This is a genomic window from Glutamicibacter sp. BW77 (assembly GCF_002332285.1).
GTDB classification, from domain to species: domain Bacteria; phylum Actinomycetota; class Actinomycetes; order Actinomycetales; family Micrococcaceae; genus Glutamicibacter; species Glutamicibacter bergerei.
The window spans coordinates 91,088-99,618 of record NZ_NRGT01000060.1; the positions used below are offsets into that span (position 1 = coordinate 91,088).

At 53.9% G+C, this 8,531-nt stretch carries 6 protein-coding genes and 2 tRNA genes; 7 read left to right on the top strand and 1 reads right to left on the bottom strand.

Annotated elements, in window-relative coordinates; all coding sequences use genetic code 11:
- Positions 1 to 21 precede the first annotated feature (21 nt).
- Positions 22 to 633 carry a SprT-like domain-containing protein gene (locus CIK74_RS09915; protein ID WP_096256026.1) on the top strand — a complete coding sequence of 204 codons (612 nt, stop codon included), beginning with the start codon at positions 22 to 24 and terminating at the stop codon, positions 631 to 633.
- Between the two features lie 82 nt (positions 634 to 715).
- On the opposite strand, the gene CIK74_RS09920 is transcribed toward CIK74_RS09915, so the two are convergent.
- Entirely contained in the window at positions 716 to 2,134 is a 1,419-nt protein-coding gene (locus tag CIK74_RS09920) for a zinc-dependent metalloprotease (RefSeq protein ID WP_096256027.1), read from the bottom strand.
- A gap of 176 nt (positions 2,135 to 2,310) precedes the next feature.
- Here CIK74_RS09920 and CIK74_RS09925 point away from each other — a divergent pair, with 176 nt between their 5' ends.
- The 6 genes from CIK74_RS09925 to CIK74_RS19050 all read left to right on the top strand — a co-directional run bounded on the left by CIK74_RS09925 (position 2,311) and on the right by CIK74_RS19050 (position 7,848).
- The gene (locus tag CIK74_RS09925) at positions 2,311 to 3,426 is read left to right on the top strand and encodes a S16 family serine protease (RefSeq protein WP_096256028.1); all 1,116 of its coding nucleotides are present in this window, start codon (positions 2,311 to 2,313) and stop codon (positions 3,424 to 3,426) included.
- Positions 3,427 to 3,541: 115 nt separating this feature from the next.
- The gene (locus CIK74_RS09930) at positions 3,542 to 6,583 is read left to right on the top strand and encodes a UPF0182 family protein (RefSeq protein WP_096256030.1); all 3,042 of its coding nucleotides are present in this window, start codon (positions 3,542 to 3,544) and stop codon (positions 6,581 to 6,583) included.
- 59 nt (positions 6,584 to 6,642) lie between these two features.
- Positions 6,643 to 6,716: transfer RNA gene (locus CIK74_RS09935), tRNA-Met, on the top strand.
- A gap of 232 nt (positions 6,717 to 6,948) precedes the next feature.
- A tRNA-Met gene (locus tag CIK74_RS09940) sits at positions 6,949 to 7,022 on the top strand.
- A gap of 205 nt (positions 7,023 to 7,227) precedes the next feature.
- On the top strand, positions 7,228 to 7,479 hold the full coding sequence (locus CIK74_RS19045) for a hypothetical protein (protein WP_229677102.1): 252 nt from the start codon (positions 7,228 to 7,230) through the stop codon (positions 7,477 to 7,479).
- Positions 7,480 to 7,848, top strand: coding sequence for a dihydrofolate reductase family protein (locus CIK74_RS19050; RefSeq protein WP_240520516.1), 369 nt, complete (start codon positions 7,480 to 7,482; stop codon positions 7,846 to 7,848).
- The last annotated feature ends 683 nt before the right edge of the window (positions 7,849 to 8,531 follow it).

Here is an 8,531-nt window from a genome sequence, read left to right on the forward strand (position 1 = left end):
GGATAGAAGTGGAGGCACCCGATGCCGAATTTCCCACAGACCGTAGAATTTATTGCGGCTGATGACATTCCTGTCCGTATCGTACGGTCAAATAAGCGCAAGAAAACCATCTCCTCGCAGTGGCGGGATAATCGGCTAGTAGTGCAGGTGCCAGCGGCACTAAACGAGAGTACCGAGCGAGTGTTTGTCGATGAGATGCTCAAAAAGTATCGGCAGCGTAAAAACCGCGAGTCGGCGTTATCCACCGAAGACTCCTTGATGGATCGAGCCAAAGCGCTGGATACAAAGTACCTGGGCGGAATCGCTAATCCTTTATCGGTACGGTGGGTCAATAACCAGAACAAACGTTGGGGTTCGGCTACGCCATACCATCGTAGTATTCGGTTATCGGCGAAGCTGAAATACGTGCCGATTTGGGTTCAAAATTATGTGTTGGTCCACGAGCTTGTGCATTTGGCAACCCCCGGTCAGGGACATGGGAAAGAATTTCAGCAGCTGTTGGATCGCTTTGAGAGGCGTGTGGAGGCCGATCAATTCTTAGCAGGGTTTAGCGCTGGATTCAACGCATATGCCAAAGAAAATGGTCAGACCGAGCTTGAAGCCGGTGGCTTCGACGACCTGGACGACAATTGATCTGCGCGTAATGCAGCTTTAAAGCACAAAAGTAGCTAAACAGCTAAAGCTGCCTAGCTACTTTTGCCTAGCGGACTAGATTTTAGTTCTTCGGGTCTTCGTTTTCTTCATCCGGTTTGTCACCTTCCGGGGCGACATCGTCAAAACCGCCGTCTAGAAGCTTGCCTAACGCGGCATCAAACTCGTCATACTCTGAGGCAGCTGATTCTCGACGTTTAGTGAATCCGGCTGGATCACTAAGGTCTTCAGCTGTAGGCATGAGGTCTGGGTGGTCCCAGATCGCGTCTCGGCCTTCGGTGCCACGTTCTTCATGGAGGTGTTCCCACAGCGCTGCAGCTTCCCGGAGCTTACGTGGGCGCAGTTCCAACCCGACCAATGAGGCAAAAGCCGACTCGGCTGGGCCGCCCGAAGCGCGGCGACGACGCATGGTCTCGCGGAGGTGAGCGGCGAACGGCAAGTTCGCTGCTGCGAGGGAAACCACGTGGTCAACCCAGCCTTCGATGAGCGCAAGGGTCAGTTCAAGATTTTCTAGAGCCTTTTCCTGCTCGCCGGTGCGCTGTGGGGTGAAAAGCCCCTCACCGAGAAGTTCCTGCAGGTTCTCTGGATTGGACGGATCAATTCCGCGTACGGCCTCTTCAACCCGGGACATATCGATATGAATGCCACGGGAGTAGGACTCAACTGCGCCAATCAGCTTCGAGGAGAGCCAAGGAACCCGGTTGAACAGGCGTGTGTGCGCATTTTCTCGAAGAATGACGTAGAGCAGCACTTCTTGTTCGGGGATTTCCAGCCCTTCACCAAAGTTTGCGACGTTGGTCGACACCAAGCCTGGCGTCGTGCCAGCCAGCGGAAGTCCAATGTCGGTACCGCCGAGAACATCTTTGGCCAGGCCGCCTAACGCGGTTCCTAGCTGCATGCCGAACATGCTCGATCCGAGATTGTGGAACATGGCATCGGAGTTGCCGAGCATGCCCTTCATCTCTTCAGGAATCTGGTCCTTCATAGCGCTGGTGATCGCTCGGGTCACCGATTCGGCTACTGGCTCGGTCACCTTTTTCCAGACGCTTAAGGTTTTGTCGTACCAGCGTTTGCGGGTCCATACTTCCGTGGCTTCGCCATTGGATTCAAAAACAGTGGCGTTGTTCAGCCACAGGTCTGCCAGGTAGGAAGCATCAACGATTGCACCTTGCCGAGATTCGGAGGGTTTCGGATCTTCACCCGCGTAAGCCTGCAGAGCAGTGTCTGATGCTAGCTTCCAATTGACTGGACCGTCGGAGGAATTATTTTGCATCATTGCGGACATCATCGCTTGCGCTTGCTGCATCATTTGCTGCATAGCGGCAGGATCTTGGGAGCCCATGGCTTCCCGTAGCTGAGGCGGAAGGTCATTTGGATCGAAACCGTTACCGAAGAGCTGAGAGAACATTGCGGACATCGGATCCTGCGGATTGTTTTCTTCGTCGTCACCGTCAGGTCGGTTATTCGGAGGGTTCTGTGCCATGTACTTAAAGTACCCTCTGAGGCTGAGAGTTCACATCAATGAGCACCAGAGTTCGCTTTCGGCACATCGAATACTCCTTATAGCTGATGAAGATCGGGGCGGGCCTTCAGTAGGCTAGGAGGGTAGCGTTTGTGAAAACGCTCCTGAAATAATTTTAAGCGGTAGGAGCAAGGCCAGTGCACGAACAGGAACCATCATCCACGAAGGATGCCGCCCCGACACTCGGTGCGTCAGTTCCTAGTTCCAAGCCCGTGAAAACCACGATTGCCGGAACCCTAGCTCTCCTTTTAGTTGGTTTGATTCTCTTTTTGCCCACCAACTTTGTGGTGCGCACGCCTGGACCGGTATTGAACACGTTGGGCGAGTACAACGACAAAGAACTCATCACTATCAGTGGAGAAAAGAGTTATCAGTCCGACAGCATCTTGGACATGACAACCATCTACGTCCAAGGTGGTGGGCAGAACCGTGTCTCGACGCCTGTCATTCTCGAAGCGCTTTTTAATCCCAACAAAGATATTGTTCCGGAAGAGACGATGATTCCACGCGGGGTGACCAGCGAGGAACGTGGCCAGGCCAATGACTCGATGATGGTTTCGTCCCAGGAACTATCGATTGCTGCGGCAATGAACGAGCTCGGACACGAATATAAAACCTGGCTGGAAGTTGCCGATTTTTCCACGGATACGAACAAAGACTCGTTGAAGCCCGGGGACAGGTTACTCGCTTTCGAGGGGAAACCAGTCACGAGTCTAGAGGAACTCAAAACTCAGTTAGATGATCGTGGCGATAAAACCAGCACGATGGCGGTCCAACGTTCCTCCGGGAAGGACTCAACTAAGAAAGTTGATGTGAAGGTTTCCACCGCTCCAGGTGCTGAAGGAACCCGACAGCTTGGAGTTTTTCTGAGTACTTCGTTTGACTTCCCGATTGACGTTAAGTTCGGAGTTGAGGAAGTTGGTGGCCCGAGCGCCGGAACGATGTTTGCGCTGGCCATTATCGACCGGCTGACCGAGGGTTCCCTGGCCGGTGACCACCACATCGCCGGAACCGGAGAGATTACCGCCGATGGGGAAGTCGGAGCAATCGGCGGAATCGCTCAGAAGATGGTCGCCGCTAAGGCAGATGGTGTCACGGTCTTCCTGGCTCCGGCAGATAACTGTTCCGATGTCGCCGGGCGAGTCCCCAAAGGACTAAACGTCGTCAAGATTGCAACGTTGCATGAAGCACGACAGGCACTAGAGCAGATTGCTCAAGGCACGGACCCGGCCACGCTGGAGTCCTGTTCATAGATTCGCGAGGCATCGTTCATAGAACTTGGTGTCTGCAGCTTAGTAAGTACAGTGATAGTCATACGAGTTCTGGCGTTAGTAAAGGCGTGCGGAACATCTAGGTAAGGAATAAATAGTGTCATACGGATCGGATAGTCCGTTCGGGGGCCCACCGCGGCCCCAAGGGCCGCGACAACCTTCCAAACCAGCAAATAAGAAAGCGTCACCTCTGACGCTGACGGTATTTGCTGTGGTCATATTGGTGGCTGTGTTTGTTTTCCTCTCAAACTTCTATGCAGACATCCTCTGGTTCAACCAGCTAGGGTTCTCGGATGTTTATTGGACCGAGCGAATAGCTAAACTCATCATCTTCGTCATCGCGCTAGTCGTGATGGCTGTTCCGATGTGGCTTTCCATGCGAAGTGCTTATAAGCACCGCCCGGTCTACGCGCCGGAAGGCAACCGCCAGGACTCCATGTCGCGCTATCAAGCGCAGCTGGAACCAATTCGTCGGTTCCTAATGATCGGTATCCCAGCGGTGGTCGGAATCTTCTCCGCTATCGCGGTAGCCGGACAATGGCAGACTATCTTGTTGTTCATCAATCGGGTGCCTTTCGGTACCAACGATCCACAGTTCAATATGGATCTTGGATTCTTCGTTTTCACCTTGCCGTTTATTGGGCTAATCGTCGGATTCTTGATTTCCGTGGTTCTGCTTGGCGGTGTGGCAGGACTGCTTACCCATTACCTCTATGGTGGTATTCGCGTTGAAGAACGCGGCGGCATCACGGTGGGCAAGGCCGCTCGCGTGCATACCGCGATAGTTGTCGCAGTCTTCTTGCTATTGCAGGCAGTGAACTTCTGGATTTCCCAGTACGAAACTTTGAATAACCAGTCCGGACGAGTTGCCGGTGCGTTGTACAAGGACGTGCACGCGGTCATTCCTGCACGGATGATCCTAGCTATCGTTGCGATTCTGATCGCTATTACCTTTATCATTGCTGCGATCAACGGACGCTGGCGCCTGCCGCTGATTGGCACCGCGATGCTCGTGGTGACCATGATCGTTGCCGGCGGCGTTTACCCCTACCTGGTGCAGCAATTCCAGGTCGTTCCATCGCAGCGTGCTTTGGAAAGCGAGTATATCGATCGAAACATTGAGATGACTCGTCAAGCGTTCGGGCTGAGCGACATTGAGGTCACTCCCTATGACGCGAAGGTGAGCACCGAGAAGAACGCGCTGGCCAAGGAAACTGAAACCACCGCCAATATTCGTCTGCTGGATCCCAACTTGGTATCCGCTGCTTTCGCACAGTTGCAGCAGTTCCGTGGTTACTACACGTTCCCCGAGAACCTCAACGTTGACCGTTACGAGATTGATGGAAAAATCGAGGATACGGTGATCGCTGCCCGTGAAGTGAGCGTCAACCCTAATGACACCTGGGTCAACCAGCACGTAACCTATACCCACGGTTATGGACTGGTTGCCGCTTACGGTAACCGCGTTTCTGCTGGCGGACGCCCTGACTTCATGCTCGGTGGCATCCCGTCCACCGGTGACTTGATCACTGAAGCTGATTACGAGCCTCGTATTTACTTCGGTGAAACTTCACCAGACTATTCGGTGGTTGGCGGTCCAGAAGGTTGGACGGACCAGGAGCTGGACCGCCCAAGCGCTGGCGGTGAGGGTGAAGATACCCGTTACACCTTCGAGGGTGATGGTGGTCCAAACGTTGGTAACCTGTTCAACCGCGTCGTTTACGCGTTGAAGTTTGCCTCGACTGACCTGTTGCTATCGAATGCGGTCAACGAGGAATCGCAGATTCTTTATGACCGTAATCCACGCGATCGCGTGAGCAAGGTTGCCCCGTATCTAACCCTTGATTCCAATGCCTACCCGGCAATTATTGATGGTCGAGTGAAATGGATCATTGATGGCTACACCACCTCGAACGATTTCCCGTATGCGCAGCAACAGCAGATTGAATCGGCTGTTTCTGACTCCCTGACCAATGCGTCAGACTTTGACCGTCTGTCAGGTCGCGTGAACTACATGCGCAACTCGGTCAAGGCTACGGTGGATGCATACGACGGCAAGGTTGATCTTTACGCCTGGGATTCCGAGGATCCGATTCTGAAGGCATGGCAGAAGGTCTTCCCTACTGCAGTGCAGCCACTGGACAAGATCTCTGGTGAATTGATGGAACACGTCCGTTACCCAGAAGATATGTTCAAGGTTCAGCGCGAGGTTCTCACGACCTATCACGTTGACGATGCCGGTGCATTCTACGAATCAAACGATGCGTGGGCAGTGCCAGATGATCCGACCTCATCGACCAAGGGAGTGAAGCAGCCTCCATACTTCCTCTCCTTGAAGATGCCAACCCAGGATGCTGCGTCGTTCTCATTGACTTCAACATTCATCCCGCAGGCAGCCGCTAACGGCCAACAGCGTAACGTGCTGTTCGGCTTCCTCTCGGCAGATGCAGATGCGGGTAGTGACGCGGGTGTGAAGAGCGATCAGTACGGCAAGCTGCGCTTGCTCGAACTTCCACGCGATACTGCTGTACCTGGTCCAGGCCAAGCCCAGCAGAACTTCGATACCAACCCTAGGGTGACCACGGAGCTGAACCTGTTGCGACAGGGTGCTTCCGAAGTGAAGAACGGTAACTTGCTGTCGCTGCCTGTCGGTGGCGGTATCCTCTACGTCCAGCCTGTGTATGTGCAGTCATCAGGCCAGACAAGTTACCCGACCTTGCGTAAGGTATTGGTCGCCTTCGGTGATCAGGTCGGCTTCGCCGATACTCTGGCCGAAGCTCTTGACGAAGTCTTTGGCGGCGACTCCGGTGCCGTAACAGGTGAAACCGGGGACGGGACTAAGCCGAAGGATGAGCCAGGTGAGAGCGATGCTCCTACTCAGTCTGAGACGCAGAAGCTAACTTCAGCATTGGACGCGGCAAATGAAGCGATCAAGAAATCTGATGACGCTTTGAAGGCTGGCGACTTTGCTGCCTACGGTAAGGCACAGACTGAGCTGCAGAATGCCTTGTCTCGGGCACTGGAAGCCGATGCAACTATCAACGGTGAAGCCGCTCCGGAGGGCGAAGTACAGACAAACTCCGAAGCACCCGCCGCACCGACTGAGTCGACGCAGCCAACCGATGGGAACAACGGATAGCCGTCCGCTTGCGTCCGATTTGCATTCTGCCCCGCGATGATGAAGAATAGTCTAGTCATCGCGGGGTGGAGCAGTTCGGTAGCTCGCCGGGCTCATAACCCGGAGGTCAGAGGTTCAAATCCTCTCCCCGCCACTTATGGGACAAGTCGAGAATAATTCGGCGGTGACCAAAATGAAATCCTCTCAGTCTTTTGACTGGGAGGATTTCTTTTTGTCGTACGTGGAATCTGAAATTCTGGCTCTTCGGGGCTATACCCGAAGTTGCTCGCAAACGACTGCAGGCGCAATCGAAACGACCTGTGACTAAGGACATGTCAGCTCGATTAGCCATGAAGTTTACTAGTTGGTAATGTTGTATTTACCGACGCGGGGTGGAGCAGTTCGGTAGCTCGCCGGGCTCATAACCCGGAGGTCAGAGGTTCAAATCCTCTCCCCGCCACAGAGAAAAAGTGGAGATCCAATTGGATCTCCACTTTTGGTTTAAGTCGTGGTCCAGCGGCATCAAGCGTGTCACCGACGTGTGCCACCATAAGTCTGCGCCGGCTATTGGTTCCGAAATGCTTGTCGAATGAAATTCCCCTGCCTTAGGGGTCAACTAGTTTCTGGTTTCCATGGCTGCGGAGGCCAAGATGGTTCGCACGTGAGTGCATAACCTCTTGGTTTCGTTAGTTGGCCACGCCGCAGGAGATCGAGTGCTCTTTGATGAGCAGGCCGGGGGAGCGGCCGCGCTATTTACAAGATTCGATGAGCGCGTCATTCACGGTATTCAGGGGCTCAGAGATCCCTTCACGGCAGATCACGCAATGATCAGCATGCGTGGACAGGGGATCGGAGCCGAGACTATGGGGCGCCGCAAGCTTGGCTTGCAACCTGGACCATGGCCTAAGGATGGATAGATGGAATGGCTGGTGGGGAGATGCCCACCCTTTTTAACCCCGGTTTTTATCTTGACTCGTTACCCTCGAGAAACACTCAAATTTACTAACGGCACAAGTTTCCATTTTGTCGATACCGCACCGGGTGATGCGCTACGCATGGCACAGGAAGCGGCAGGCGGGTTAGACGTTCGCATCGGCGGCGGGCCATCGACCGTCAATGAATTTCTCCGCGCGGACTTGATTGACTTCCTGCATCTGGCGATTGTCCCCATGTTGGTGGGCTCTGGTGTGCAAATCTGGGATCAACTATTAGGTATGGAAGATCGATTCGAGACCGAATCAATTGGCACTGGCGGCGGACTGACACATCAGCTGTGGAACAGATGAGCCCGTACATAATTAATACCCAATTTCCCATTGCATTGTGTAGGGGAGCTGGAGAATGTTCTAGGTTATCTTTTGACCGAACCTAGGATCTGTAAAACCGAGGCGGTGGACGTGCGTGCGCTCCTACCGCTCGCTGCTAAACGACAACGGCTGCGGCCAGTTAGCGAAGTCGATGCAGATTCCTTGTGCGCTGTCGTAGGCAACGTTCACGCTGTGCTCTGCTTAGGCTCGCCCCTGTGGACCTGCAATGTCGCAACCGTACGAATCCTTAGCCGGCTGTCTATAGGTGCTGAGGAGGGCAGTGGAATGCTCCTGGCCCCTGAACGATTCCCCGATAAAACGTAAATTGTCTCGTGCACGTGGAATAGCTGGAATCCAGGTTTTTGGAAAGCTTCGATGGGCTTTGGGTACACACGTGCTGAACCGTGACTCGATCGAGGCTGACATGCGCGACATCGACTCGGGCGGGTGTTGGAGAAGATGCTGTTATTCGCGCGAGATCATCTCGTGAGGACGGCCATACTGACGGGGCATCAACGAATTCTTGGGTGTACGCGATCTGGCATCGCGAGTGGGAGTACATTCCGCCTCACACCCCCAATCTGACCCAAGATTAGGGGTGTGATGCAAGACATGGCCTTTCGATTCGCCATGGAGTTTATGAGTTGGTAATGTTGTATTTA